The following is a 23,838-nucleotide window of genomic DNA, read 5'->3' as shown; positions in this document are numbered from 1 at the left end:
GAGGAGCCGTTGTCGTAGGACTGCCGGTCCCTGGAGAGCGGCGCGTCGGTGGCGGATGATGGACGCATGGACCAACCTGCTCTCGCCGATTTTCTCCGCTCCCGCCGGAGCGGGGTCCGCCCTGAGGACGTCGGCCTCCCCGCTGGGCCGCGTCGATTGGTCCCCGGGTTACGCCGCGAGGAGGTCGCCGCGTTGGCCGGGATGTCCGCGGACTACTACGTGCGGATGGAGCAGGCCCGCAGCCCGCAACCATCCGAACAGATGTTGGCGGCCCTGGCCCGGGCGCTGCGCCTGAGCAACGACGAGCGGGATTACCTGTACCGCCTCGCCGACCACAACGTGCCGGCGCGCACGCCACTGGACACGCACGTTGCCCCCTCCCTGATGCGGGTCTTCGACCGGCTCGAGGAGACCCCGGCGTTGATCCTTTCCAGCCTCGGTGAGACTCTGGCGCAGAACTGGCTGGGCGCGGCGCTTCTCGGCGACCACTCCCGGCACACCGGGCTGGCTCGCAGCAGCGTCTACCGGTGGTTCACCGACCCCACCGATCGGGAGATCTACCCGTTTGCCGACCGGCAGCGGCAGAGCCGGGCCCAGGTGGCCGGCCTCCGTGCGGCCTTCGGAGCGGCGGGCCAGCGCTCACGAGCGGGTGCGTTGGTGCGAGAGCTGAGCCGGGTGAGCGCAGAATTCACCGAAATCTGGGAACTGCAGGATGTGGCCACCCGCTTCCAGGACCACAAGACGCTGATCCACCCGGAACTGGGTCCGATTGAACTCGACTGCCAGACGCTCCTCACCGAGGACCGTGGTCAGGCGTTGCTCATCCTCACCGCGGCGCCGCGGAGCGAGGCCGCCGAGAAGCTGGCGCTCCTGGCCGTGCTCGGCCATCAGCGCTTCGCGCCGGCTCCCCCGACCGGCGGGCCAGCCCCCGAGTAGTGGTTTCGTGAGCTCGTTGGCGCTCACTGCGCCCTGTATGGCCGGGTGCACCCGCTGTAGAGGGCGCAACGGGCCATACGAGGTGCAGTGGTGCTCTCCGCCGACGCCGACATGGACCGGCCGGTGTCAAAACCCCACCACCGCGTGTACCGTCATCGCCAACAGGAGGCTCGGTCGAGTCGTGAGGTAAGAGCGGAAGCACAGGGTTTCAGGCGGCTTTGTCCGAGGTTGCGCCAAGCAGACCGCGACTGGTCCCGACCGCCGCCGAGTCCCCGGTTGGCCCGACGGCGCACCAACCTTGCGCACGGGACTAGTTCCTGAGGTCGACGGGCATCCTCTTCGGGCCAGAGGCCAGCATCAACGATCCGGGTCGGGTCCGCTCTCGTCGGGGCGAACCGGTCGCGAGGTATGCGCAGACGAATTCCTTCACCAACGCCCCGGCCCGGCCGGTGATGCGAATCGCCCGAGGCCGGTCCGCCTTAGTGAGGAGCTGGATGATCGCCCTCTTCCGGCCGATGCTGATGCACTGAGCGCTGAAACCGACATCGAGCTTCGTCAGGCTCCCACCGCGCAGAACTGCCAGAACGTTGTCCGCCGCGTGGCCGCCAAGGGGCATGGCGATGGCGCAGCCCATCCGCAGGTGAGAACCCACGGACGACGGCGGGTGCACGGCGTCGCCGGCTCCGAAGACTTCAGGGTACGCAAGCGCACGGAGTTCCTCGTCGACCAGCAACCGGCCGATCGGGTCGACGTCGAGCCCGCTGCGTCGGGCTAGGTCGGGGACGGCGAAAGAGGCGGTCCAGACGGTGACGTCGCTGGGAAGAAGCGTGCCGTCAAGGAGTTCAACGGCATCGGCCTGGACCCGGCTGGCGCCGCTCCCCTCCATCACGTTGACTCCGAGCCTATTCAGCGAACGGAGGACGGACTTGCGGGAGGCCGCGGGGAGATGCGCGAGCACGGCGCCTCTCGACACCAGGGTGACCGACGCTGTCGGGTGCTGTTCCGCGAACTCAGCGGCGGCCTCCACACCCGTCGCCCCGCCCCCGACCACGACGATGCGCTGGCCGTCCGGGCCGGTGGCAAGCGCAAGGCGCGCGGTCTCCGCCCCGTCAGCGTTGCTCAGCAGGTGCGCGAACTCGTCCGCACCGGGTACTCCGAGCGCGGCCGTGCTCCCCACGGCGTAGACCAGGGTGTCATAGGGTTCGCTCGTGATCCCACCGCTGGTCGCGACGGAGAGCACCCGGGCAGGAGCGTCGATCCGCAGCACCGTGCCCAGGACGATCTCGATGCGGTCGTGCAGCATGTCGTCCAGTGGAATCGCGGCGCTCGTGCGCACCCCTGCGGCCACTTCGTGCAGGCGCACGCGTTCGATGAAGTCGGTGCGGGGATTCACCATTGCGACGCGCACCCGGCGGCCCTCGGCAGCCGTCAAGGACGCTTGCACCCGGTTTGCCGCGAGGATTCCGGCATAGCCGGCCCCGATGACGACAACCCTGTGCTCGGAACGTGTGCTCATGCGGTCTCTTTCTCGAAAACGGGCGGGGTCACAAGTAATGACCGCCGCCTCCGCCGAAACGTGACACCTGGCGGCACTCGCGCGGGGCCCGTCACGAATCACCATTGGAAAGGGCGTAGCGGTAAGTTGATGCCGGATTGCACACCGAGCAGCACCGAACAGAGGATGCCGATGGGAGTTCCCAGTCGCGACGTTACCGCAGCAGAAATGGATGAGCTGGCGGCCGGGTTTGAGTCGATGCGCCCCCGGCTTTTCGGTATCGCCTACCGCATGCTCGGCAGCGCAGTGGAAGCAGAGGATGTCGTGCAGGACGCCTGGGTCAAGTGGCAGACGACCGACCGCTCGGGCATCCGCAGCCATCCTGCATTTTTGACGACGATGACGACCCGCCTCACGATCAACGTGGCGACGTCGTCGCGCATGCGTCGGGAGACCTACATCGGCCCGTGGCTGCCGGAACCGGTGTTTACCGGCGCCGATCCCGAACTGGGAGCGGAAAACGCGGAGGCCCTCGAAGTCGGGCTCCTGTTACTGATGGAACGACTGACCCCACAGGAGCGCGCCGTCTATCTGCTCCACGAGGCCTTCGGTTACACCTTCGGTGATATCGCCGCGGTAGTTGAGACCACGGAGGCCAACGCCCGCCAGCTCGCCCGGCGTGCCCGCCTGCACCTCAAGGAGCACAGCGATAACCGCGTAACCGTCGCGCAGAAGAACCGTCTGCTTCGCTCCTTCCTCGCCGCCGCTCAAGCCGGCGACCTGGAGGGCCTGCAGAGTCTGCTCGCCGACGACATCGTCCTGTACTCGGACGGTGGTGGGAACGTCACCGCCGCGCGCCGGCCGGTCGAAGGTCCCGACCACGTGGCACGGTTCCTTCTCGGTACGGTTCAGAAACTACAGATGCATGTCGAGCTCCATGTCGCCGCAGTCAACGGCTCCGACGCCTTCGTGCTTCGAATGGATGGCGAGCCGTTCCTCGTCGGGGCCATTGGGGTCAGCACCCGCGGCATCGACCGGATCTTCTTCATCATGAACCCGGTGAAACTCGGCGCCGTGCGCAACGTCCCGCTCGAGAGGCACCGGTCGTAGGCTGACAGCACGCGATGAAAAGGAGACCGCCATGGTCCAGACGACATCGGCAGTGACCCCGGCAGTGGCCGAGGTGATGGCCGAGCTGGCCGCGCTCGAGGACCCGCAGATCCGCGCGGTGAACCTCAACCACGGTGACGACCACGGGGTGAACCTCACCAAGCTGCGCGCGGTCGCCAAACGGATCAAGACCCAGCCGGAGTTTTCACGGGACCTGTGGGCGACCGGGGACACCGCGGCGCGGCTGCTCGCCCTGCTGATCTGCCGGCCGAAGGCGTTCGAGCGGGATGAATTGGATGCCATGCTGCGCGAAGCCGGCACACCCAAGGTGCAGGACTGGCTCGTGAACTATGTGGTGAAGAAGAACTCGCACGTCGAGGAGCTGCGCGTGCTCTGGTTCGCCGACGCCGACCCCGTGGTCGCCAGCGCCGGTTGGGCGCTGACCACCGAGCGGGTGGCCAAGTCCCCCGAGGGCCTCGACCTGGATGGGCTGCTCGAGCTCATCGAGGCCGAGATGAAGGATGCGCCGGAGCGCCTGCAGTGGGCGATGAACCACTGCCTGGCGCAGATCGGGATCGAGCATCCCGATCACCGCGCTCGCGCCCTGGCCATCGGCGAGCGCCTGGAGGTACTCAAGGACTACCCGACTCCCCCTGGCTGCACCTCACCGTTCGCACCCATCTGGATCACCGAGATGGTCAGCCGCCAGAAGGCCTGACGACAGCCGGCTTCGAGTTGCGAGTCGAGCCCGCGGCAGCCCGGTTAGCGCCGCTCGACACCGATCGATCAGCCGCAGCGGTCCTGGGCTTGGGCGGTCTTCTTCCGGACTCGATTCCACGCGCTGCCGGCCTGGTGCGAGTGCAGCCGCACTGCACGTGTGGCACCTGCCGTCACCTGGAAGCTACCACCGCAGCTGAGCCGTGGGGATCGGGTTCAGAGTTCGTACCCGATGAGCCAGTGCAGTCCGTACCGGTCGATGACCTGGCCGTCGGACGCGCCCCACGGCTTGGGGGCGAGGGGATCAACTATCCTGCCGCCGACCGACAGTTTGTCGAACCAGTCGTGGAGAACCGCTGGTTCGGCAGTGCCCAGAAGGGCGAGGCTGGCGCCCTCGATCCGAAAGCTCTTCTCGCTCTCGGCCGCGTCGGAGCCGGCGAGAGCGACCCTGCCGCTGAGAACTCCGTGGGCTATGGCGTCCTCGGGGCCGTCACTCCGCCCAAAGTCCTGGTAGGTGTGCAGAGTGAGCTCGCCACCGAACACATCCGCGTAGAAGCCGAGAGCTTCACGCGCCGTACCGGGAAAACTCAGATAGAGCAGTGGCCCTGACATGCGCAGATCCTATCTACGCCCCGCGAACAGGGCGTGCAGCAGCGGAATGACCGACCCGATCATCAGGACTGCGCCGAGAACCGCATCGTCACCGCGGAGCACCGCGCCGGCGATGAGCAGGGCTCCGAACAGCACCGCCGACACCACTCGGCCGGCGGTGCGCTCCAGGCGCGCGACCCGCCGCTCGAGGCCCGGGCTCGTCACCGCCACAGTGCCGTCCCCGAGGCGGGTGACGATCGCGTCCAACCGCTTCGGCAGTGCCCAGGCGATACCGGCGTTCTCCAGCGCCTGTTTGCCGAAGTCCTGCACCACGTTGCCGCCCTCGTCGCGGATCAACTGCGACGCGTAGGGCTCCACCGAATCCCAGAGGTTGAACGCGGGGTTCAGCGAACTGCAGACCCCGGAAGTGAGCGACATCGCCCGGATGATCAGCAGAAAGTTCTCCGGCAGCTGGAACGGCAGCGCCCGCACGACATCCCCGAACTGGATGGCGAAGTCGCGGAACTCCCGCGGGTCCACCTCGCGCAGCTCAGCGAAGCCCATGCCGCCGAAGCGGGCGAAGAGCTGCTTCATCGCCTTCTCCAGCTCGGAGGTTTCGGCCGAGGGCAGCAGCACGCCCAGGTCGCGGGCCGCATTGACCATGCCCGTGCCGTCGCGCGAGGCGGCCGCGATGAGCATCTTCCGCAGTCCGCGGCGGGTGCTCGTGGGGACCTCACCCATCATGCCGAAGTCGATGAACGTCAGTCTCCAGCCGCGGCCGCTCGGATCGTCCGGCATCGGGGTGACGAAGATGTTGCCCGGGTGCGGGTCGGCGTGGAAGAACCCGTTGGTGAACAGCTGGTCGAACATCACGGCGGCGAAGACCGGAGCCACCTGCGCCGGGTCGATGCCCGCCGCGTCCAGCGCATCCGTGTCAGTGATCTTGATCGCCGTCACGTCCTCGAGAGTGAGCACGCGTCGGGTGGTGCGCTCCCAGACGATCTCAGGCACACTCACCCGCTCGTCGTCGGCGAAGTCCTCCGCGAACCGCACGGCGCTGGTGGCCTCGTGCAGGTAGTCGATCTCCTCGAGGCAGGTCAGCGCGAATTCCTCGATCAGCGCCGGCGCATCCACCCGGTCGGAGACGAGGCGCACGTGGCTGAGCCAGCCGCTCACTCTGCGTAACGCCGCCAGGTCGACGTCGACAATGGCGTCGATGCCGGGCCGTTGAACCTTGATCACCACACCGTGCAGGCCGGTGTCGGCGGCATCGAGCGGGGCGAGCCGCGCACGATGAGCCTGACCGAGCGATGCCGCCGCCACCGGCGTCTCGTCGACCCACGCGAACGCCCGTTCCAACGGCATGCCCAGCTCAGCCTCGGCGAGCGCCCGGATCGCCGGGAAGGCAACCGGCGGCACCTCGTCCTGCAGTCCCTCGAGTTCGGTCGTGATCTCAGGCGGCAACACGTCCAGCCGGGACGACAGGAACTGGCCGACCTTGATCATCAGCCCGCCCAGGTCCACGGCGAGCACGTGGAAGCGTTGCGCGAAGCGGCGCATCCGCTTGGCGCGGGTGCGCTCGGCGACCCGCGCGAGCCCGATGCGCGGCAGCAGCAGCTCGTAGAACCACGTGACGGCGAGGTTCCAGCCGGCGAATCGAAGGATGCGGCGGTACCGCGCACGGGTGTCCCCCGCGCCGGGGTTCACGCGCATTCGGACCCGGCGACCCGGCGTCACCCGCTAGTCCTGGGCGAGGATTGAGTAAATCCGGCGACGTGCCTCGTCGATGGCCGCAACAGCCTGCTGGATCTGCTCCGGGGTGCCGGTGCGACCGACCTGGGCGGCGGCCTGCGCGAGCTCGAATCCGGCCTTGGGCAGAGCGGTGAACTTGGCGTCCTCCGCCTCGGTCTCCGGCGCCCACGGCGCCTGGCCGGCAGAGGTGGTGGCCTCGGCGCGGCCCGCGTCGGTGAGCGAGTAGGTCTTGCGACCGTTGGACTCCTCCGCGCTGATCAGCCCCTCGTCGGCCAACAGCTGCAGCGTCGGGTACACCGAGCCGGCGCTGGGCTTCCAGGAGCCGCCGCTGCGTTCCTCGATTTCGTGGATGATCTGGTAGCCGTGCATCGGCTGTTCGACGAGCAGAGCGAGAACCGCAGCACGCACGTCACCGCGGCCCATGCGGGTGCCCGCGCGCTTCTCGAACTTGGAGCGCAGCTGCTCCATCGCTTGCCACATGCCGTCGACGGGATTGCCGCCGCCGAACCCGCCAGTGGGGAATGAATTGCCCATGATGACCTCCTCAGTGAAACGCTAACGATACTCAACGATATAGTCAGGCGCGGGCAACCGATAGGGATCGGAGGGTGTCAGACTCGACTCTCAGCGAACTCTCGCATAAGCGCAGAATCTAGGATGGTCGGATGCAGTTCTCCCTGTGGGTGGCCCTTGTCGGCGCGGGCGCCTTGATCAGCTTCACGCCTGGCGCGGGGGCCATCAACACCATGAGCAACGCCCTGAATGCGGGCTTTCGCCGTTCGATCTGGGGCATCCTCGGCCAGCAGGCCGCGTTGCTCATCCACATCGTGATCGTGGCACTCGGTGTGGGTCTGCTCGTGGCCAGTTCGCCGCTCGCGTTCAACGTCATTCGTTACGCCGGTGCCGCCTACCTGGTTTACCTGGGCGTCCGGCAGTTTCTGGCGAAGCCGGAGCTCGATTCCGAACAGACCAGAGCTTTGAGCGATGAGCCGCGTTCGTCGATGTTCCGACGCGGGCTGTGGGTGAACATGCTCAACCCCAAGGCGATCGTGTTCTTCTTGGCGTTCCTGCCCCAGTTCATCCGGGTCGATCGGCCGTTGCCGGCCCAGTACCTGATCGTGGCCGCCACCGTCGTTGTGATCGACATTCTGGTGATGTGGTTCTTCTTCGCCGTTGCGGCGCGCTCATTCCAGCGATTCACCCGCGACGCTCGGGGTCAGCTGGTGGTGAACCGGGTCTTCGGCGTGCTCTTCGTGGCCGTCGGCGTGCTGCTCGCGGTCATCCACTGAGGTCTCTGGCCGTCGGCGGTTGATGCCGGCCCGCCGTTAGGGTGAGCACATGCGATGGGGTCGAACATATTTCGCCGTGCAGGCGATTGCCGGTGCCGCGTGGTGGTTCGCCGTGTTCGCGTCTCCCCCGGTGCGCGACGTGACCCTCGGCGGCCTCAACCCGATCCTTGTCGCCGCCGTCGACATCCCTCTCTTCGTCGGAGCCTCGGCGCTGGCGGCGCTGGGCGTGCGGGGCGCCGCGGTGGTGAGCACTGCGTGGACCGGCATCGTCGCCATCGCGCTCGCGGGGTATGCCACGGTCACCACCGAAGCCGGCTGGGGCGTGGCCATCATGGCGGCGGCCACCGCCGGGTCCGCGTTCGCGCTGTGCCTCGTAGCACTCGGGCGCATCCCCACCGAGTGGATGATTCGGGGCCCGTTCGCCTTCCGGCCCGCCGCCGTGCGCTCTGCCGCGGCGTCCCACGTGGTCTCGACCTTCTCGCAGATAGCGGTCTTCTGGGGCCTGTTCCTCGTGGTGATCCCGCTCATCGCCGCGGTCCTCGAGCGCCGCTGGGCAATCGCCCTGCAGTTCCCGGCGTTCACCGTCCCCCTCGGCGTAGCCGTGTTGATGGCCGCCAGTGCTCTGGGCATCTGGTCGGCCATCGTGATGTCGACGCTGGGAGACGGCACACCGTTGCCCTCGGCGATGCCGAACAGCCTGGTCATCGCCGGACCGTACCGCTGGGTGCGCAACCCGATGGCGGTCTCCGGCATCGTGCAGGGTGTTGCGGTCGGCCTCATCCTCTCGTCGTGGCTGGTCCTTGTCTATGCGGTCGCCGGCTCGCTGCTCTGGAACTACGCCATCAGGCCGCACGAAGAGGCCGACCTCGAACAGCGCTTCGGCGCCGAATTCCGCCGGTATCGTGATGCGGTGCGGTGCTGGCTTCCCGGAGCGCCGGTGTCGCCGTCCCGCCCGTGAGTTAGGAAGGACGGGCGGCGAGTACGCAGAATTCGTTGCCCTCGGGGTCGGCGAGGACTACCCAGGAAGCACCATCCTGGCCGACGTCAGCACGGCTCGCACCTAGCGCGATCAGCCGCTCGACCTCAGTCGTCTGGTGGTCGGGGACGAAGTCCAGGTGCAGGCGGTTCTTCACGTTCTTCTCTTCGGGAACGGCGGCGAACAGCAGCGTGGGATGGGCTCCCTCCGCGGGTGCGATCTCCAACTCATCGTCGTTCTCGCCCACCACAACCCAGCCCAAAGCGTCTCGCCACCACAGCCCAAGCGCCTTCGGGTCGCGGCTGTCGATGACGACTTCTTCCCACATCAATGACATGCCCACAGAGTACCCGGGCGATTACTCGACGCACCGGCGCCCCGCTGCGCAGTAATGTGGACTCCATTGCCGTCGCCCTGCACCAGGACGACACCCCGATCCAAGGAGAACCAGATGTCGGTCGGCTTGCTCGCCGTAGTCGATGACATTCTTACCGCCGCCCTCAAGGCGAGCGCTAAGACCGCCGGCGTCGTCATCGACGACGCGGCCGTCACCCCGCAGTACGTTCAAGGGCTGACGCCGGCGCGGGAGCTGCACGTTGTCTGGCGGATCGCCCTGGGCAGCCTGTTCAACAAGTTCGTCATCATCATCCCCCTCGCGCTTCTGCTCTCCGCATTCGCGCCCTGGGTGTTGCCGTTCCTGTTGATCCTCGGCGGCACCTACCTGTGCTTCGAGGGTGCGGAGAAGGTCACCGAGTGGTTCGGCGTGCATCACGCCGTCGCCGAGACTGAATCGCGGGACGAGAAGAAGCTGGTCTTCGGCGCCATCCGCACCGACCTCATCCTCAGCACCGAGATCATGCTCATCGCCCTGGCCAGTCTCGACCCCGACTTCGGCATCTGGATGACGCTCGGCGCTCTGGTGGTCATCGGCCTTGGCATGACACTGCTCGTCTACGGTGCTGTCGCGCTGTTGGTGAAGATCGACGACATCGGGCTGTCCATGATGAAGAACTCCGCACGCCAGGTGCGCCGCACCGGCGCCCGCATCGTGGCAGCGATGCCCGCCGTGTTCAAGGTGATCAGCATCATCGGAACCGTCGCCATGCTGTGGGTGGGTGGTCACCTGGTGATCACCAACCTGGCCGAAACCTTCTGGCACGGCCCCTACGACGTGCTGCACGCCGTGACGCACGCTGTCGAAGCCGCTGGACCCGTCATCGTCTGGGTCACCGACACGGCGATGTCGGCCGTGTTCGGGGTCATTCTGGGCATGATCGTTGTCGGAATCGTTCTCGGCGTGTCGCGCCTGCTCAAGCGAAACCAGCCGGAGAGCGCCGCGCACTGAGGCGAGGCCACAACCTCAAGGTCGGCCTGTTCGTCCTTGCCCCTTATCACGCGGGTCTCACGCAGGAGCGTCGAAGCCGGCCGGGCACGCTAGCCGGCTAGGCCAGCGTCGGCTGCAACAGCCCCTCGAGGCGCCGGTAGCTGGTCTCCATGCCGTCGGTCATGCCGGTCGCCAGAACCGCGTCACGCTGCTCAGCGTTGGCGTAGGTGATGACGAGTGCGAGCAGGGTTCCGCCCTCCACTTCCGTGAGGGTCAGCTCGTTGAGCGTTGCCGGGAAGTCCATCCCGATCATCGCTTCGGTCGTGACCGCGCGGTGCGGCGCCTCCGACTCGAGCAGCTCGCCGGTGAAGCCGAATCGGTCGTCGCCACCATCCCGCTGCCACTCGTAGCGGTAGCTGTCGCCGACGGTGGTCGCGATCTCGCACACGGGCATCGACCAACCGTCCGGACCGAGCAGCCATTGCTGCATGAGGGCGGCATCGTTGTGCGCACGCCACACCTGGTCGACGGTGCCGCGGATGACCCGAGCCACCCGCACCTGGGTGTCGCTGAGTATCTGCGCCTGCGCCCCCCGCTCGGCGGCGAAGGATGCCAGGTCGGCCAGCACCTGGTCGATCTGGGCCATGGCCTCGCGGGTGCCCTCGAGCATGCCCATTTCTATGAGCTGCTGCATCTGCTCGAGCGAGTCGAAGCGCGACGTCGTCGTTAGGCGGCTGCCGCTGCCGGTCTCCTCGAACGCGAAGTCCATCCGCGTGGTCGGGAGGTCGGGGTTCGGCACTCCTGCCGCATCCGAGAACCTGTCGAGCACCTCGAACGTGTGCGGAGCGTCGGCCGAGGTCCAGTCCCAGCAGCCGTAGTGCACGTCGCCTTCTGGCCCGGTCATGGCATAGACGCTGCGTCCGCCGGCCACGGCGTCGTGCCGGAGGAACGTGGCCGGATAGGTCGGTGGACCCCAGAACCGCTCGATCTGGCGCGGGTCGGTGTAGGCATCCCAGAGCCGGCGGAGTGGGGCCGTGAAATCGGCGACGATTGTGATGGTGAGCTGGTCGAGGTCTTTCTCGACAGTGGTGACGGGCATGATGTTCCCTTCGTTTAGGTGTCGGGTGGAGCCGGGTCGTCTTCAGCGAGCAGGATGTCGAGGCGGTCGATGCGCGACCGCCAGAGGTCTTCGAAGCGGTCGAGCAGGCGCTGCGCCTCGCGGATGCGGTCAGGGTTTCCCCGCACCATCCGCTCACGACCACGCGGTTCTTTGGTCACGAGCCTGGCCTCCTCCAACACTGCAACGTGCTTCTGAACTGCCGCGAACGACATTTCATAGGAATCCGCCAACTGCGATACCGAGACATCGGCGACCAGCGTGCGCCGCACGATATCCCGCCGCGTCGCGTCCGCGAGGGCGCGGAAGAGGCGGTTTACGTCCTGATCGGAATACTCTAATACAACCATTTGATTGTATGATATGCGACGAAAACGAATCCCGCAACCACTCGGGCCTGCTGAGCCGGATCGGACGGTCCGCTTCGTTTCGGCCGCGAGGTGCAACACCCGTGCGAGAATTTCTTTCCTGTCGGATGTGTCAGGAATATCGACCAGTGCTTGCCTAGCCGCCGGTGAACATCTCCACGGCCGTCTCGGCATTCGCCTCTGAGCAGGCGTCCGACATGTCCTCGAGAGCACTGTCCCATTCCGCGGACCCGATTCCAGATGTTCCCAGGGCACCTAGGTCGATCGCCGGCGCAACGTTCTTCAGCGCGTCGGCCGCTTCGCTGACCGCGCCATCTCCGCTGGTGGGCACGCCATCCAGTACCCGCGTGGCAAGTCGGTACCAACCTTCTTGTTCCTGGGCCGCCATCCGACCGTCGCGAAGTCCAGCATCGGCGTTCGAGGTAATCGTCAGAACGTCATTGAACCCAGTACACGTCATGGTGTCGGTAGTGGATGTCGCGGAGGGCTGCGCCGCGGAAGGGGCCGTTTCAGAGCCGGTGCAACCGGACATGGCCAGCGCACCCACCAGTGCTGATGCTGCGATGACAATTTGACGACGACGCATCGGGCCTCCCCAGGACTCACGGACAACGTCACCCTACCGGACCTGCGAACGCTACGGTCAGCGTCGGACGCTGTACTGGTGCTCGGGGCGCCCCGTCGACCCGTAGCGGAGGGTCACTTCGACTTCACCGCGGGTTGCCAGCGCCGCGAGGTGCCTCTGCGCCGTCGCGCGAGACAGACCGGCGCGACCGGCGATCACGCTGGAGGACGATTCGCCGTCCTGGAGCATTTCAATAATCAGCTTCTCGGTGGTGGAACGCGAGGTGGAGGCCACTCCCCCGTCCCGGCCATGCAGCACCCGCTGAGCCCGTTCGATGGCGTCCTGGTCAAGTTGGCGGTCTTCTGCCACCAGGTTGCGAAACCGGCGATAGGCATCCAGCCGCTCGTTCAGCCTGGCGGGCTCGAACGGTTTGATGAGGTAGTCCAACGCCCCCGCGCGGAACGCACGGCGGACGGTGGCGCCATCGGACGCCGCACTGATCATGACCGCGTCGACGTCGATCTCGGCGACGAAGGCGATGCCTTCGCCGTCGGGGAGGTAAACGTCGCAGAGGACGAGGTCGGGCCGAAAATCACGCATCGCCGCGCGGGCGGCGCGCACTCCCCGCACTGGTTCAAGAGCGGTATAGCCGGGGCGCGCCGCGACGATGTCGCGATGAAGGCCACCGACATGGAAGTCGTCGTCGACGACGAGCACGTGAATCGTATCGGGCATCAGTCTTCTCCTTGTCGGGGGCGGGTCGGTGCCCGCATGACCCCGGGCAGTCGGGCGCAGAACACGGCACCGCTTCCGTCGTGACCGCCGGCGTCGGCAAGCCATACCTCTCCGCCGAGACGCGCGGCGATGTCGCGGACCAACGGCAGACCGATGCCCCGCCCATGCACCGCGTCCGGGTCGAGGTCGGTTCGCGGAACGTCGCTGAACACGCGAGCGCCGTTCGCCACCCCCTGCCCGGAGTCGGACACCGTCATGACGAGAGTGTCGGCGTCGTCGAGCAACTCCACGTCTACCCAGCGCGGCTGCTGACCGTACACAGCCGCGCTCACGGCGTTGTCCACGAGGTTGGCGAGCACGGTGGCCACATCCTCGGGCAGAGAGACGACTCCCCGCACCAGCGAGTCCGCCCCCACGGTCAGGTGCACGCCACGTTCACCGGCTTGCGCGGTCTTCGCCTCCAGAAGCGACACCAGGAAAGGCTCGGTCAGGTGCTCACCGGTGGACGGACCGCCGGCGGTGCGGGACGCCTCCAACACGTCATCGAGGTAGTCCCGTGCGTCGGGCACGCGGCCCGCATCCATCAGACCGGCCGTCACGTGCAGCCGGTTCGCGAACTCGTGGCGCTGCACCCGAAGAGCATCCGTCATCGACGCCACGGTTTCGAGGCGATCCGTGAGGGTCACGACGTCGGTCCGGTCGCGGATCACCGCGATCAGGCCCAGGTCCCGATTCGCGTGCGACACCGGGTGGGTGTCGATGTAGACCACATGGTTGGCGAGCACGACCGGTTCGGCCGCATCCGGTCCCCGGCCACCCGTCGCCGACAGCTTCCGCTCCCCGGCCAGGGCAGCGATCACCGGCCCGGGCAGGGCGAGGTCGTGGATCCGGCGTCCGACCAGGTCGGGGATGCCCAGCAATCGCGCGGCCGTTGTGTTGGCGACGGTCACGACGTCGTCCGGGCCCCACGCGAGCACCCCTTCCCCGACGCCGTCGAGCACCGCAGCCTGGTTCTGGACCAGCGCGGACAGCTCTTCGGGCTGAAGGCCGAGGGTGAGGTGCTCGAGGCGGCGGCGGAGGACGAACGACACGACAGCGCCCAGTGCCAGGGCAACGACGGCGGCCAGCGCGACGCCCCCGAGCAGGAGGGGAAGCTCTTTGAAGACACTGCTCGGGGCGAACCCGACGCTCACCTCACCGGTCGGTTCATCGGTGACGGGGTCGCGAACCGGCACTTTGGCGCGAGCAGACTCGCCGAGGGTGCCGGCTTCCCAGGACACCGTCTCGCGTCCGGCCAGAGCTTCGGCGAAGCTTGTGCTGACCTCCGCTCCGAGCAGCTGCGGATCGGGGTGTGCGAGCCGGATTCCGTGATCATCGGTGATCACGATGAACAGCGCGCCGGTATTGGCCTCCGCGGCTGCCGCCAGAACGGAGAGCGGTCCGCCGCGGAGGCTCGCGTTCGTCGGCGTTCCGGTGTCGGCAGACGCGCGGGCGACATCGGCGCGCACATCGGAGTCGGCGGCGACCGTGCGTGCGATCGACAGCGCGGAGGTCTCGGCTTCGGCCCGGAGCTGTTGCACGCCGATGGCGACGAAGACACCGGTGCAGATCGCGACGATGACGGTCACGCAGGCGAGCTGCCACAGCAGCATCTGCGTCGAGAACCGCACCTTCGCCTCCTTGCGGCGCATCGAGCACAATGCGCAGAACTAACGATATGCGCAATACGTGCAGCAAAGCGACTTACGGCGCGTGGCGCCGGCGGCCTACCTAAGCTTCACACTCATCGTCATACGCTTCGGCAATGACCGCCGAGTGGGATTCGCCCGACTCGGCCGCACAATTCAGACAAAGGAGTCGATGTGCTTGTCATCCTCGGATTCACCATGATCCTCACCTTCATGGTGCTCATCATGACCAGGCGGCTCACGCCGATGGTCGCCCTCATTCTCGTCCCCACGATTTTCGGTCTCTTTGCCGGCGCCGGTCTGGGTCTCGGCGACATGATCATCGAGTCGATCGGGGATCTCGCTCCGACGGCGGCGCTGCTCATGTTCGCGATCATGTTCTTCGGGATCATGATCGATGTCGGGCTGTTCGATCCACTCATTCGGTTCATCACCCGCTTCCTCGGCAATGACCCGGCCAAGGTCGTTCTGGGCACGGCGATCCTGGCCGGCGCAGTGTCGCTCGACGGCGACGGGTCGACGACCTTCATCATCACCACCTCGGCGATGCTGCCGATCTACCTGCGGATGGGCATGAGCCCGGTCGTGCTCACCTGTGTTGCCGGCCTGATGAACGGCACTCTCAACATCGTGCCGTGGGGTGGCCCCACCGTGCGGGCCGCCTCGGCTCTCGGCGTGTCACCGACCGACATCTTCGTGCCGATGCTGCCCTCCCTCGCGACGGGCCTCATCATCGCGCTGGCGTTCGCCTGGTTCCTGGGGCTGGCCGAGCGCAAGCGCATCGGCTCGCTCGAGTACTCCCCCGCAGCGCAGGCGGATGCCGCACCGACGGCGTCACCGACCTTCTTGCGCGGTATCTTCGGCGGCAACCGCATCGTGCGCGGCACAGACGTGCGGCCCGGAGCGGCCGCAACACTCGATACCACGGGCATCCTGACGGTGCGACCGGGCCAGCGGATGCCGGCGGGCCGGGCGACCCTGGCCAAGCAGCTGACGATGGAGGACGAGCGCGACACGGCGATGGCCGACACCATGCTGAGCGCGGACCGCCCGACGCTGCGGCCCAAGCTGATCTGGGTGAACTTCGCGTTGACCGTCGCCGTCATGGTGCTGCTCGTGCTGGATGTCATGCCGCTGGCCTACATCTTCATGGTCGGCACCGGCGTGGCCCTGATGATCAACTTTCCGAAGCTCCGCAGCCAGGCCGACGAGATCGTCGCGCACGCCCCCAGCATCGTCGGCGTCGTCTCGATGGTGCTCGCCGCCGGCGTTCTCGTCGGTGTGCTGAACGGCACCGGAATGGTGACGGCCATGGCCGACTGGGTCGTGCAGGTCGTGCCGGCCTCGATGGGTGAGTACCTGGCGGTCATCACCGGAGTGCTCTCCATTCCGATGACCTTCTTCATGTCCAACGACGCGTTCTACTTCGGCATCCTCCCCGTGCTCGCCGAGAGCGCGGCGACCTACGGCATCGACCCGGTGGAGATGGCCCGCGCCTCGATCATCGGTCAGCCTGTTCACCTGCAGAGCCCGCTGGTGCCGGCCATCCTGCTGCTCGTCTCGCTCGCCAACGTCAACCTCGGCGACCACCACAAGAAGGTGCTCTGGCGAGCGTGCGTGGTGTCGCTGGTGATGCTGCTCGTCGGCGTGCTCGTCGGCGCAGTTCCGTTCGGTTAGGGGCCCCTCCCTGCGGCGGGCGGGCGTCGTGCAAGCCCCAGGATCAATCCAGGCTCTTTCGCTCCGAAACCGGGGGTGTCTTCACTCGATGCTCGCTGTGATCCTCAAGGTCTGGCTCGGCCCGCAGAGCGTCGGCGATCTCCTCCTCCGGACGCGGCGCGATGGTCTGGTCGGCCTCGAGCTCCGGGACGGACGGCTCGTCGGGGCTGGGAATGTGAGTCTTCTTGCCTCCCAGACCCGGCACCGACGTGACTTGTGTCATCCAGGCCGCGATCTGGTGTTCGTCGAGGTCGTCCACGGTCTCGAGTTCCACACCCCGCGTTGACTTGCCCATCCCTACCGGCGTCACCGGCGGTACCGGCTCGAGCGCCGCGCCATTGATGAACATGAGCTTCACATGGCCGGCGAAGCCACCGGAGCTGAAGCACCAGCCGTCGCCGACGCCGTAGTACGCCATGCCCCACTTCACGGAGCGCTGGAGGTTGGGCAGCGTCGTGGCCGCCAGCGCGTCGACTGCTTCGGCTATGCCGCGCTGTGGCTGCGGCAAGCTGGCGATGTAAGCGAACACAGGTTTGTCGCCGACCACCGCTTTGGCGGGGCTGGCCCGGCCTGTCATGGCATCCGGGAGTGTCCAGGCGGACTCGTCGTGTGCCGACGTGCCCGTCGCTGGTTGATCGTCGCTCGTGCCAGAGCCCTCACTGTCCATGGCGCGATGATAGTCCTCCCATCAACGGCCATACCGACGAGCTCCCGGGCGGCCCGGACTGTTCGAAGGGAGGAAGATTGACGTTGTGAAGATTCTCTCGATTCAGTCGGCCGTCGCGCACGGCCACGTTGGCAACTCAGCGGCCGTGTTCCCACTTCAGCGCATCGGGGTCGAAGTACTCCCGGTCAACACAGTGAACTTCTCCAACCACACGGGGTATGGCGCGTGGCGCGGATCCCTCATCACACCCGTGGATGTGCATGATGTGATCCTCGGCATCGAGGAACGTGGCGTGCTCCCCCAGATCGACGTGGTGCTCTCGGGATACCAAGGCGGCACCGGGATCGGCGACGTCATCGTGGATGCGGTGCAGCGGGTGAAAGCGGCGAACCCCTCGGCCATCTACGCGTGTGACCCCGTGATGGGCAACGCGAAGTCCGGGTGCTTCGTGGCGCCCGAGATCCCCCACCTCCTGCGGGATCGTGTGGTCCCCGTGGCCGACATCATCACTCCGAACCAGTTCGAGTTGGGATTCCTCACCGGCACCGAGCCATCGACGATGGACTCGACCCTCGACTCCGTCGACCTCGCCCGGGCCATGGGACCGAGCACCGTGCTCGTGACGAGTGTGGAGCGGCCCGACCGCGAGGCCGGCACCATCGAGATGCTCGCAGTGGATGCTGCGGGCGCGTGGGTCGTGCAGACTCCCCATTTGCCTTTCAAAGCGAACGGATCGGGTGACGTCACCGCGGCACTCTTCTCGGCGCACTACCGCGCGACAGGTGATGCGGCTGTGGCGCTGGAACGGACCGCGTCCAGCGTGTTCGATCTCATCGAGCTGACGTATCAGTCGGGCGAGCGAGAACTGCAGCTCGTGCAGGCGCAAAGCTTCTACGCTCATCCGCGCATGCAGTTCTCCGCCCAGCGCGTGCGCTGACGAGGCGCACAGGCTCTATCGCGGCGTGCGGATGCCGTCGCGGCGCTTGGTGGTCTGGCCGCCGGTCGGGTACACGCGGATCGGACCGGTGACGCTGAACTCGTCCTCCCAGCATTCGATGCCGGCCACGTCGGGAAAGAGCGCGCGGGTGAACACCGGGTCGCGGCCTTCTCGTCGTTGGCGGGTGTAGTCCTTGAGCAACCGGAACGCGATGCCGGAGAGCAGGCCGATGGCGATGAGATTCGTGAGTGCCATGAGTCCCATGACGCCGTCCGCGAAGTTCCAGATCAGGTCGGCGCCCGATACCGATCCCACGAGCACCGCGCCCACGACGAGCACTCGGTACGCGGTGAGCACCCCGCGCCGCTTGGTGATGAATTGGATGTTCGACTGGCCGTAGTAGTAATTGCCGAGGATCGAGGAGAACGCCAGCATGAAGATGATCACACTCAGCGCGATGTTCGACCACGCGCCCAGAGTGCCCACCAGCGCGCCCTGAGTGAGACCGATCCCTCGTTCTGCTCCCGCCAGGTCGGGTACCGACACGAGGATGATGAACGCCGTGATGGAGCACACCAGGAAGGTATCGAAGTAGACCCCGAGGGTCTGCACGAGTCCCTGCTTCACAGGATGGGTGACCGCGGCACTCGCCGCCGCGTTCGGCGCAGACCCCAGGCCCGCCTCGTTGGAAAACATGCCGCGCTTGACACCGGTGAGGATGATGTACCCGAACGCGGCACCGACGACCTCGTTGAACCCCCACGCCGACGTGAAGATCTCGGCGAAGACCGGGCCGACTCGGTCGAGATGCAGAGCCACCACCACGAGCCCGAGCAGCAGATACGCGAGCGCCATGATGGGCACGAGCACCTGGGTGACGTGGGCGATCCGCCTGACTCCACCGAAGACGACGAGGCCGGTCAGTACCGCGATCCCCACGCCGATCGCCCACGGCAGCCAGGGCACATCCCCGCCGATGCTCGCGGTCACCGTCGCCGAGATCGTGTTGGCCTGCAACGAGCTGAACGCGAATGGGAAACAGACGATGAGGATGACCGCGAACCACACGCCCAGCCAGCGGGCCTTGAGTCCACGTTCCATGTAATAGGCGGGCCCACCGCGAAAGCCCTCGGCGTCCCGCACCTTGAAGAGTTGTGCCAGCGAGGACTCGATGAAGCTCGACGCTCCCCCAACGAACGCCATCATCCACATCCAGAACACCGCCCCGGGTCCTCCGACCGCGATCGCCGTGCCGACACCGGCGATATTGCCGACCCCCACTCGCGACGCCGCCGAGATTGTGAAGGCCTGGAATGCCGAGATCGACTGCGGCTCACCCGCCGCCGTCTGGGGCGTCTTATCGGTCAGCGTCCGGAACATGTCCGGAATGAGCCGGAACTGCACCACCCCTGAGCGGACGGTGAAGTAGATCCCCAGGCCCACCACGACCGGCAACACGATCCAGGTCCACAGGTTGTCGCCCCAGGTCAGCAGCCACTCGTTCACAGAATCCATCTGGCAAGTATGGCGAACATGCCCCCCAAACGGGAAACCGGTTCCCAACCAGTGGATTCGGTGGAACGTGCTAGGACTCCGATGGCTCCATGGGCAGTTCGGCTCCGTAGTTCCACGACAAGATGGCCGGCTGCTCGCGGTAGTAGCTGAGCACGGAGACCGATCCAGCATCCAGCGTGATTTGAGCACCGAATCGAGGGGCCAATCTCAGGTACACGGCGGTCAGGATGCGCAGGAAATGGCCGTGCGCGATCAGGGCGACATCTCCCTCCACCATCGCAGGCAGTACCCGCGTGAGCACCCGCGATGCGCGGGCGGCGACCTCCTCGACCGTCTCACCGGGCGTGTCACCACGAATCACGCCGTGGGTGAATGCGCTCCAGTTGTAGCCGAGCTCGCTGCGGATGTCGCGCGTCGTGCGCCCCTCGTACCCGCCGTAGTCCCATTCGACGAGTAGCGGATCGACATCGGCATGCAGGCCCGCGAGCTCGGCAGTGCGTCGCGCACGCTGCAGCGGCGACGTCAGCACGAGCGAGAAATCGTAGTCGGCCACCAACCTGCCCGCGCCGCGGGCAAGTTCCTCTCCCCGGGCCGTGAGCGGAACATCCGTGAGCCCAGTGTGTTTGCCGCTCTTCGACCACTCCGTCTCCCCGTGGCGCAAGAGAATCAGCTTCCCGGACGGGTTATCCGGAGCGGGGTGGTCGGGCAGCGGATCGATTGTAGACATACGGCCACAGTAGTATCGCTCCCCGGATGTGATGCCGAGCTGGTGCATTGTGACTTGGGACAAGCGTTTCAACGGCCCAAGCAGGAGCCCGGCGCCTAGCTCGGGGGCGTGAGGGGTGCAGCCCGGAGCCAAGCACGAAGGCGTCCGCGGGCGTTCACGTAGGGCGAGGATGAGTTCAGCGAAATCATGCGTCCCATGGTCCATTTGCCGTACCACGGGCGCCCGTACAGCTCGGCGTCGGTGTAGTCCTCGATGAGTGCCAGGAGATTGTCCTTGGCACCGACTAGGTGGGCCCTGAGCTCGTCCCACGTTTCGTCGCGGTAGGCGTCGTAGTAGCGCTGGGCGAGCAAGCCAAGCTGGTTCCATTTAAGGCCGGCGGCGGGCAGCTCATCGGGTAGCCCGGCTGCGCGGCGTGCGTGCCAGGTGGCGACCTGCTCGTTCCAGCCGATCAGGTAGGAAACCAGTTCAGCAGGACTCATCATGGTGTTTTTCGCATGCCCCGGAAGGACCTGGTCGTAGACGAGCGACGGTGGGATCCGATCGAGATCGGCTTCGAGCTGGGCGAACGTGGTGCCGATCGCGGCCACAAGGTCTGTCTTGGAGCTCGGGACGGCCATGGATTCCCTCTCGCAGATACGCCTGCGGTCAGACGGTAAAGAGTTGCAACTGCACTCTTTCACGAGAATTCGCCGTGGCGAGAGGGTCTAAGGACCCGCTGCGTGCCGACTTGACCGCCTCGGCAGCGTCTAACTGCGCCGCACGGCGATCGAGTTGGCCATGCCCCACACGATGCACAAGGCGACCACCTGTGCGGCGGCCAGTGCAACCAGCTGGTTGAAAACCAGGGCCAGCACAAACTCAAGGAAGGAGAGGATCAAGGCAGCGGCACCGACAGCGGCAAACCCCTGCTTGGCCAGGAGGCGGTCTCGTTCGTCTCGGTACTCGATGGCGTTCAGCCGGGTGATGTCGCGAGACTCCGGGCGGCGCGCGTAAAGCGCAGCACCGAGGCCCGCGGCGCCGCCGGCGACGAAGACAAACGCGGCGAACCAGTTGTGTGTGAGAGCGGTCGCGATCGCCCCCGCGAAGAGCGTGCCGGCCAAGGCGATATTGACGGTCGAGATGGGCAAGCGCTTAGTGGGATTCAATGTGGAACACTTCCTCAACGGTGGACTCGAAGAAACGGGCTACGCGAACGGCAAGACTTAGCGACGGATCGTAGCGCCCTGTTTCGATGGCGTTGATGGTCTGACGAGAAACCCCCAAGGCTTCGCCAAGGGCGGCCTGGGAGAGGCCAGCGGCTTGACGCCTTGCTCTTACCTGGGATTCCATATGACAAGCGTGCTTTACTATCTGGTTTGTGTCAAGCGGGCTTGTCATATGTCCCCATTCGATGCAGCAGCCCGTCATGGACGATCGGCATACCGGCGTCCGCGTCTCCGCCAAGGGCGCAACGCGTTAGCCTATCCTCAGTGATACTTTCTTTCTCTCTGTGACCCAGAGACCTTTCAGCGACACCAGTTCGCTCCTCGAACGAGGGACGGTGATTTCGTGCGCCCGGAAGGGGAGCTCCTTGCGGAGTTCCCCTGCACCCTGGCCCCCTCTCGAAACCACCTTAGAAAGACCGTTCACTCATGACGTCCACCGACTCTTCCGACGCGAGCACTGACGACCGCTCAACCCTCCGCGCGAACTGCGCTGACTGCTTCGCACTTTGCTGCACAGCTTTCGGCTTTCAAAGGTCCGCCGACTTTCCGATCAACAAGCCGGCGGGAACCCCGTGCCTGAATTTGGCAGACGATTTTTCCTGCTCCATCCACCACTCCTTGCGAGCACGGGGCTTTCGCGGGTGCACCGTATTCGATTGCTTCGGTGCGGGCCAATACGTGTCGCAGAAACTGTTTGGCGGAACAAGCTGGAGGGAACGCCCCGACACGAGCGCCGAGATGTTCAGTACTTTTGCCGTCGTCCGGCAGCTGCACGAGATGCTCTGGTACCTCGCCGAAGCCGCCGAACGGGCAACCGCCTCGGAGCTCTCAGGGCCGGTGGCCCAACTTCGACGCGAAATCCTGCGAGCCCTGGACGGCGATGCGTCAGAGATACTCGCGACTGATGTCGATCGGATTCGCTTAGAGGTCCGGCAAGCGTTGATCGATGTGAGCGAGGAGGCGCGCGGCGGCTATGCCGCCGGTGCCGAAGCCGACGTGAGCGACGACCTGCATCCGTCAGCGGACCTGGTCGGCCGCGACTTGCGATCGATTCGTCTGTGCGGAGCTGATCTCCGCGGCGCCTACCTCATCGCCGCGGATCTTCGACGAGGCGATCTGGCGGGGGTCGACTTGCTCGGTGCGGATTTGCGCGACGCGCGGCTCGAGGGTGCGGACCTATCGAGTGCTCTGTTTCTCACACAATTACAAGTCGATGCAGCTCAGGGCGACGACACTACCGTCCTGCCGGCTGTCCTCAATCGGCCGCGGCACTGGCTCGCCTAGGCGCTCGGACGTATTGCGCCTCTGAGGAGTGGGGTGGACGACATAGGATCGACGGCATGACCCGTGTCATCTTCATGTGTGGCCCGGCTGGGTCGGGCAAGTCCACGGTTGCTCGCCAACTAGAGTCCGGCGGCATGTCACGGCTGTCCTTCGACGAGGAGGCTTGGCGCCTGGGAATTCGTTCCCAACCCTTGGCCGAGGATGTCAGGCGCGAGATCGAAAGCCACCTGGTGCAGAAGCTTCTCGACCTCGTGATGACCCGCTCAGATGTGGTGCTGGATTATTCCTTTTGGTCGCGGCGCATGCGCGAGGAATACCGTGCCATCATCCGTCCGTTGAGTGTCGAGCCGGAGACGTTCTATTTCGCGACGCCACGAAGTGTGGTCCTGGCTCGTGTCTGTGCTCGAGCGGGACAAGAAGCGAATGACGTTCAGCTGCCCGATCATTTGGCGGCCGCCTACTTCGATAACTTCGAGATCCCCACCCCTGATGAGGGGCCCTTGACCGTCAGCACATAGTCGAGGGGGAATTAAGCGCACTTGTGACTTCCTTCTCACAGACCAAGGTAGCTAGGCCGCGTCGTCATGACGATCAGTGTTCGAGTGTGAGCAGCGCCTTCTCCCAACGCGGGCCGAGGGGTTGCCAGCAAGCCCGTTCTGGCGGCGCGCAGTGTGCTGTCGGGTGCGCCTGGTCTAGTCCACCGATCATAGGCGGCCCACCCCCTGAAGCGGGGATGGTCGGAGTCGCTATGAAGCCATCGGCCTCTGCCAGTCTTGGTGCATGGAGATTCGCGCTGGCTGGTACGTACGAAGCGAGGAACCCGGCCGGGAGGTTGAGTGTGGGACGGCGAATGGTGGACGGGTGCGAGCGCCACGTGAGCACGGAGGCGTCCTGTGAACGTGTACGGTCACCCTCCTGAGATCGTGGGGGTTTTCGAGCCGGAGTTCGAGGAGTACATGCACTACATGTATCTCCCGATCCGAATGCCGGAAGGGAACGGGGTCTGGGACGTGCGCGTTCCCCGCCGGCTAGGTGTACTGCCCAGGGACGTTGGTTGATGTGTGACGTCTTGAAATGACGAAGACCTCCGGTGGAGGGTGGAGCTGTCTAGTTCCCCAACCCGT

The 23,838-nt window shown here is 66.1% G+C and carries 26 protein-coding genes; 10 read left to right on the top strand and 16 right to left on the bottom strand.

All coding sequences use genetic code 11. The features are described from left to right. Positions 1 to 66 precede the first annotated feature (66 nt). The gene (locus E3T19_RS08330) at positions 67 to 936 is read left to right on the top strand and encodes a helix-turn-helix domain-containing protein (RefSeq protein ID WP_134408573.1); all 870 of its coding nucleotides are present in this window, start codon (positions 67 to 69) and stop codon (positions 934 to 936) included. A 310-nt stretch (positions 937 to 1,246) separates the two neighbouring features. Here E3T19_RS08330 and E3T19_RS08325 read toward each other — a convergent pair whose 3' ends face one another. Next, positions 1,247 to 2,452 carry an NAD(P)/FAD-dependent oxidoreductase gene (locus tag E3T19_RS08325; RefSeq protein ID WP_166788833.1) on the bottom strand — a complete coding sequence of 402 codons (1,206 nt, stop codon included), beginning with the start codon at positions 2,450 to 2,452 and terminating at the stop codon, positions 1,247 to 1,249. Between the two features lie 207 nt (positions 2,453 to 2,659). On the opposite strand from E3T19_RS08325, the gene E3T19_RS08320 reads away from it, so the two are divergent. Then, entirely contained in the window at positions 2,660 to 3,541 is an 882-nt protein-coding gene (locus E3T19_RS08320; protein WP_241980090.1) for an RNA polymerase sigma-70 factor, read from the top strand. A gap of 31 nt (positions 3,542 to 3,572) precedes the next feature. Beyond that, positions 3,573 to 4,259 carry a DNA alkylation repair protein gene (locus E3T19_RS08315; RefSeq protein WP_134408570.1) on the top strand — a complete coding sequence of 229 codons (687 nt, stop codon included), beginning with the start codon at positions 3,573 to 3,575 and terminating at the stop codon, positions 4,257 to 4,259. Positions 4,260 to 4,474: 215 nt separating this feature from the next. Here the strand turns inward: E3T19_RS08315 and E3T19_RS08310 are convergent, their stop codons facing one another. Genes E3T19_RS08310 through E3T19_RS08300 form a run of 3 tightly spaced genes read right to left on the bottom strand, consistent with a single transcriptional unit; the run spans position 4,475 to position 7,135 of the window. Next, positions 4,475 to 4,870: a VOC family protein gene (locus E3T19_RS08310; RefSeq protein ID WP_134408569.1), complete on the bottom strand. Its 396-nt coding sequence runs from the start codon at positions 4,868 to 4,870 to the stop codon at positions 4,475 to 4,477. A 9-nt stretch (positions 4,871 to 4,879) separates the two neighbouring features. Next, entirely contained in the window at positions 4,880 to 6,562 is a 1,683-nt protein-coding gene (locus tag E3T19_RS08305; RefSeq protein WP_134408568.1) for an AarF/ABC1/UbiB kinase family protein, read from the bottom strand. 27 nt (positions 6,563 to 6,589) lie between these two features. Then, the gene (locus E3T19_RS08300; protein ID WP_088455833.1) at positions 6,590 to 7,135 is read right to left on the bottom strand and encodes a PadR family transcriptional regulator; all 546 of its coding nucleotides are present in this window, start codon (positions 7,133 to 7,135) and stop codon (positions 6,590 to 6,592) included. Between the two features lie 131 nt (positions 7,136 to 7,266). Between E3T19_RS08300 and E3T19_RS08295 the strand changes: the two genes are divergently transcribed. Further along, positions 7,267 to 7,890 carry a LysE family transporter gene (locus E3T19_RS08295; protein WP_088455832.1) on the top strand — a complete coding sequence of 208 codons (624 nt, stop codon included), beginning with the start codon at positions 7,267 to 7,269 and terminating at the stop codon, positions 7,888 to 7,890. Positions 7,891 to 7,939: 49 nt separating this feature from the next. Beyond that, a complete protein-coding gene (locus E3T19_RS08290; protein WP_134408567.1) occupies positions 7,940 to 8,848 on the top strand; it encodes an isoprenylcysteine carboxylmethyltransferase family protein in 909 nt (302 codons plus the stop codon). A 1-nt stretch (position 8,849) separates the two neighbouring features. Here the strand turns inward: E3T19_RS08290 and E3T19_RS08285 are convergent, their stop codons facing one another. Next, a complete protein-coding gene (locus E3T19_RS08285; RefSeq protein ID WP_134408566.1) occupies positions 8,850 to 9,203 on the bottom strand; it encodes a VOC family protein in 354 nt (117 codons plus the stop codon). 114 nt (positions 9,204 to 9,317) lie between these two features. Between E3T19_RS08285 and E3T19_RS08280 the strand changes: the two genes are divergently transcribed. Next, complete coding sequence (locus E3T19_RS08280; RefSeq protein ID WP_088455829.1) at positions 9,318 to 10,211, top strand: DUF808 domain-containing protein; 894 nt, start codon at positions 9,318 to 9,320, stop codon at positions 10,209 to 10,211. Positions 10,212 to 10,308: 97 nt separating this feature from the next. Here E3T19_RS08280 and E3T19_RS08275 read toward each other — a convergent pair whose 3' ends face one another. From E3T19_RS08275 to E3T19_RS08255, 5 genes are all read right to left on the bottom strand, one after another. After that, entirely contained in the window at positions 10,309 to 11,289 is a 981-nt protein-coding gene (locus E3T19_RS08275; RefSeq protein ID WP_134408565.1) for an SRPBCC family protein, read from the bottom strand. A 14-nt stretch (positions 11,290 to 11,303) separates the two neighbouring features. Continuing rightward, complete coding sequence (locus E3T19_RS08270) at positions 11,304 to 11,657, bottom strand: helix-turn-helix transcriptional regulator (protein WP_088455827.1); 354 nt, start codon at positions 11,655 to 11,657, stop codon at positions 11,304 to 11,306. Between the two features lie 154 nt (positions 11,658 to 11,811). Beyond that, positions 11,812 to 12,261, bottom strand: a complete 450-nt coding sequence (locus E3T19_RS08265; RefSeq protein WP_134408564.1) for a hypothetical protein — start codon at positions 12,259 to 12,261, stop codon at positions 11,812 to 11,814. Positions 12,262 to 12,318: 57 nt separating this feature from the next. Then, a complete protein-coding gene (locus tag E3T19_RS08260) occupies positions 12,319 to 12,975 on the bottom strand; it encodes a response regulator (RefSeq protein ID WP_088455825.1) in 657 nt (218 codons plus the stop codon). Next, positions 12,975 to 14,645 carry an ATP-binding protein gene (locus tag E3T19_RS08255; RefSeq protein WP_370294264.1) on the bottom strand — a complete coding sequence of 557 codons (1,671 nt, stop codon included), beginning with the start codon at positions 14,643 to 14,645 and terminating at the stop codon, positions 12,975 to 12,977. The genes E3T19_RS08260 and E3T19_RS08255 overlap by 1 nt, the downstream gene beginning before the upstream one ends. 216 nt (positions 14,646 to 14,861) lie before the next feature. On the opposite strand from E3T19_RS08255, the gene E3T19_RS08250 reads away from it, so the two are divergent. Continuing rightward, positions 14,862 to 16,340, top strand: coding sequence for an SLC13 family permease (locus E3T19_RS08250; RefSeq protein WP_240632485.1), 1,479 nt, complete (start codon positions 14,862 to 14,864; stop codon positions 16,338 to 16,340). A 43-nt stretch (positions 16,341 to 16,383) separates the two neighbouring features. Here the strand turns inward: E3T19_RS08250 and E3T19_RS08245 are convergent, their stop codons facing one another. Continuing rightward, positions 16,384 to 17,046, bottom strand: a complete 663-nt coding sequence (locus E3T19_RS08245; RefSeq protein ID WP_241980088.1) for a DUF1801 domain-containing protein — start codon at positions 17,044 to 17,046, stop codon at positions 16,384 to 16,386. A gap of 85 nt (positions 17,047 to 17,131) precedes the next feature. Here E3T19_RS08245 and pdxY point away from each other — a divergent pair, with 85 nt between their 5' ends. After that, positions 17,132 to 17,983 (top strand): pyridoxal kinase PdxY, encoded by an 852-nt coding sequence (pdxY, locus tag E3T19_RS08240; RefSeq protein ID WP_134408563.1) that lies wholly within the window; start codon positions 17,132 to 17,134, stop codon positions 17,981 to 17,983. Between the two features lie 15 nt (positions 17,984 to 17,998). Here the strand turns inward: pdxY and E3T19_RS08235 are convergent, their stop codons facing one another. From E3T19_RS08235 to E3T19_RS08215, 5 genes are all read right to left on the bottom strand, one after another. Continuing rightward, positions 17,999 to 19,498, bottom strand: a complete 1,500-nt coding sequence (locus E3T19_RS08235; RefSeq protein ID WP_103432370.1) for a sodium:alanine symporter family protein — start codon at positions 19,496 to 19,498, stop codon at positions 17,999 to 18,001. Positions 19,499 to 19,568: 70 nt separating this feature from the next. Further along, on the bottom strand, positions 19,569 to 20,225 hold the full coding sequence (locus E3T19_RS08230) for a histidine phosphatase family protein (RefSeq protein WP_103479024.1): 657 nt from the start codon (positions 20,223 to 20,225) through the stop codon (positions 19,569 to 19,571). Positions 20,226 to 20,320: 95 nt separating this feature from the next. Continuing rightward, on the bottom strand, positions 20,321 to 20,842 hold the full coding sequence (locus E3T19_RS08225; RefSeq protein WP_088455820.1) for a ClbS/DfsB family four-helix bundle protein: 522 nt from the start codon (positions 20,840 to 20,842) through the stop codon (positions 20,321 to 20,323). Between the two features lie 129 nt (positions 20,843 to 20,971). Further along, complete coding sequence (locus tag E3T19_RS08220) at positions 20,972 to 21,352, bottom strand: hypothetical protein (RefSeq protein WP_134408562.1); 381 nt, start codon at positions 21,350 to 21,352, stop codon at positions 20,972 to 20,974. Between the two features lie 4 nt (positions 21,353 to 21,356). Beyond that, complete coding sequence (locus E3T19_RS08215) at positions 21,357 to 21,554, bottom strand: helix-turn-helix transcriptional regulator (protein ID WP_088457937.1); 198 nt, start codon at positions 21,552 to 21,554, stop codon at positions 21,357 to 21,359. Positions 21,555 to 21,856: 302 nt separating this feature from the next. Between E3T19_RS08215 and E3T19_RS08210 the strand changes: the two genes are divergently transcribed. Next, entirely contained in the window at positions 21,857 to 22,714 is an 858-nt protein-coding gene (locus E3T19_RS08210; protein ID WP_134408561.1) for a pentapeptide repeat-containing protein, read from the top strand. A gap of 56 nt (positions 22,715 to 22,770) precedes the next feature. Beyond that, positions 22,771 to 23,232 carry an ATP-binding protein gene (locus E3T19_RS08205; protein ID WP_198415674.1) on the top strand — a complete coding sequence of 154 codons (462 nt, stop codon included), beginning with the start codon at positions 22,771 to 22,773 and terminating at the stop codon, positions 23,230 to 23,232. The last annotated feature ends 606 nt before the right edge of the window (positions 23,233 to 23,838 follow it).

The organism is Cryobacterium sp. TMT4-31 (assembly GCF_004403385.1).
GTDB classification, from domain to species: domain Bacteria; phylum Actinomycetota; class Actinomycetes; order Actinomycetales; family Microbacteriaceae; genus Cryobacterium; species Cryobacterium zongtaii.
This window is presented reverse-complemented; position numbering and strand designations above follow the sequence as displayed.

Excerpts from the sequence above, each read along its gene's own strand:
- E3T19_RS08305 (WP_134408568.1), bottom strand. The coding sequence starts at position 6,562 with ATGCGCGTGAACCCCGGCGCGGGGGACACCCGTGCGCGGTACCGCCGC.
- E3T19_RS08245 (WP_241980088.1), bottom strand. The coding sequence starts at position 17,046 with ATGGACAGTGAGGGCTCTGGCACGAGCGACGATCAACCAGCGACGGGC.
- E3T19_RS08205 (WP_198415674.1), top strand. The coding sequence starts at position 22,771 with ATGACCCGTGTCATCTTCATGTGTGGCCCGGCTGGGTCGGGCAAGTCC.
- E3T19_RS08280 (WP_088455829.1), top strand. The coding sequence starts at position 9,318 with ATGTCGGTCGGCTTGCTCGCCGTAGTCGATGACATTCTTACCGCCGCC.
- E3T19_RS08235 (WP_103432370.1), bottom strand. The coding sequence starts at position 19,498 with ATGGATTCTGTGAACGAGTGGCTGCTGACCTGGGGCGACAACCTGTGG.
- E3T19_RS08265 (WP_134408564.1), bottom strand. The coding sequence starts at position 12,261 with ATGCGTCGTCGTCAAATTGTCATCGCAGCATCAGCACTGGTGGGTGCG.
- E3T19_RS08285 (WP_134408566.1), bottom strand. The coding sequence starts at position 9,203 with ATGTCATTGATGTGGGAAGAAGTCGTCATCGACAGCCGCGACCCGAAG.
- E3T19_RS08330 (WP_134408573.1), top strand. The coding sequence starts at position 67 with ATGGACCAACCTGCTCTCGCCGATTTTCTCCGCTCCCGCCGGAGCGGG.
- E3T19_RS08290 (WP_134408567.1), top strand. The coding sequence starts at position 7,940 with ATGCGATGGGGTCGAACATATTTCGCCGTGCAGGCGATTGCCGGTGCC.
- E3T19_RS08320 (WP_241980090.1), top strand. The coding sequence starts at position 2,660 with ATGGATGAGCTGGCGGCCGGGTTTGAGTCGATGCGCCCCCGGCTTTTC.
- E3T19_RS08300 (WP_088455833.1), bottom strand. The coding sequence starts at position 7,135 with ATGGGCAATTCATTCCCCACTGGCGGGTTCGGCGGCGGCAATCCCGTC.
- E3T19_RS08225 (WP_088455820.1), bottom strand. The coding sequence starts at position 20,842 with ATGGCCGTCCCGAGCTCCAAGACAGACCTTGTGGCCGCGATCGGCACC.
- E3T19_RS08230 (WP_103479024.1), bottom strand. The coding sequence starts at position 20,225 with ATGTCTACAATCGATCCGCTGCCCGACCACCCCGCTCCGGATAACCCG.
- E3T19_RS08325 (WP_166788833.1), bottom strand. The coding sequence starts at position 2,452 with ATGAGCACACGTTCCGAGCACAGGGTTGTCGTCATCGGGGCCGGCTAT.
- E3T19_RS08295 (WP_088455832.1), top strand. The coding sequence starts at position 7,267 with ATGCAGTTCTCCCTGTGGGTGGCCCTTGTCGGCGCGGGCGCCTTGATC.
- E3T19_RS08260 (WP_088455825.1), bottom strand. The coding sequence starts at position 12,975 with ATGCCCGATACGATTCACGTGCTCGTCGTCGACGACGACTTCCATGTC.
- E3T19_RS08270 (WP_088455827.1), bottom strand. The coding sequence starts at position 11,657 with ATGGTTGTATTAGAGTATTCCGATCAGGACGTAAACCGCCTCTTCCGC.
- E3T19_RS08275 (WP_134408565.1), bottom strand. The coding sequence starts at position 11,289 with ATGCCCGTCACCACTGTCGAGAAAGACCTCGACCAGCTCACCATCACA.
- E3T19_RS08315 (WP_134408570.1), top strand. The coding sequence starts at position 3,573 with ATGGTCCAGACGACATCGGCAGTGACCCCGGCAGTGGCCGAGGTGATG.
- E3T19_RS08215 (WP_088457937.1), bottom strand. The coding sequence starts at position 21,554 with ATGGAATCCCAGGTAAGAGCAAGGCGTCAAGCCGCTGGCCTCTCCCAG.
- E3T19_RS08210 (WP_134408561.1), top strand. The coding sequence starts at position 21,857 with ATGACGTCCACCGACTCTTCCGACGCGAGCACTGACGACCGCTCAACC.
- E3T19_RS08250 (WP_240632485.1), top strand. The coding sequence starts at position 14,862 with ATGATCCTCACCTTCATGGTGCTCATCATGACCAGGCGGCTCACGCCG.
- E3T19_RS08310 (WP_134408569.1), bottom strand. The coding sequence starts at position 4,870 with ATGTCAGGGCCACTGCTCTATCTGAGTTTTCCCGGTACGGCGCGTGAA.